This is a genomic window from Mesorhizobium prunaredense (assembly GCF_900156895.1).
GTDB lineage: Bacteria > Pseudomonadota > Alphaproteobacteria > Rhizobiales > Rhizobiaceae > Mesorhizobium > Mesorhizobium prunaredense.
In genome coordinates this window covers 1-595 of sequence record NZ_FTPD01000072.1, presented here as the reverse complement: position 1 = coordinate 595, position 595 = coordinate 1, and the positions used below count along the sequence as shown (strand labels likewise).

The 595-nt window shown below is 60.2% G+C and carries 1 protein-coding gene; it reads right to left on the bottom strand.

What is annotated here, in order from left to right; genetic code table 11:
* Positions 1-84 precede the first annotated feature (84 nt).
* Positions 85-513, bottom strand: a complete 429-nt coding sequence (tnpA, locus tag BQ8794_RS31980) for an IS200/IS605 family transposase (RefSeq protein WP_077383586.1) — start codon at positions 511-513, stop codon at positions 85-87.
* Between the last annotated feature and the right edge of the window lie 82 nt (positions 514-595).

Sequence of the window (595 nt, the reverse complement as noted above, 5' to 3'; positions counted from 1 at the left end):
GTGAATGCTCCACCGCCTGAAGGCGGTGGCTTCGGTTACGGCTCAAAGCCGGATCGGTCCGCCGCTGGCGGACTGGGTGCCAACTCAGGTAACGTTAAAGTCGTCATCGGGCTCGGGCGGCGTCTGGTTCTTGATGTACTCGACCCACATCTCGTCCGTCACATTGCCACTGGTGGCAACCCAATATCCCCTCGCCCACAAATGCTGCCCCCAGTAGCGCTTGCGCAATATTCCGAACTCGCTCAGCAGTTTGTGCGAACTGCGCCCCTTCAAGTGTTGCACGGCGCGCGACACCGACAGACTTGGTGGGATCGACACCAGCATGTGCACGTGGTCGCGGTTGATCGATCCGGCATGAACCACCATCTCGTGCGCCCGCGCCGTCTCGCGCAGCAATTCCCGACAACGGTTGCCGACATCACCGCCGAGCACTGCATAGCGGTACTTCGTAACCCAGATCAGGTGGTACTTGCAGTCCCAAACCGTATGGCTGCCACGCTTGTACGCTTCCATCCGGCCAATCTACACCGGAAACGGCTCCATCCCAGCCGCCTAAAGGCGTGGGGTTTCCTGATCCCCTATCGGGGACTCTAAA

What these genes read in the sequence shown, in the direction of transcription:
- tnpA (WP_077383586.1), bottom strand. Translation starts at nt 513, where the DNA reads ATGGAAGCGTACAAGCGTGGCAGCCATACGGTTTGGGACTGCAAGTAC.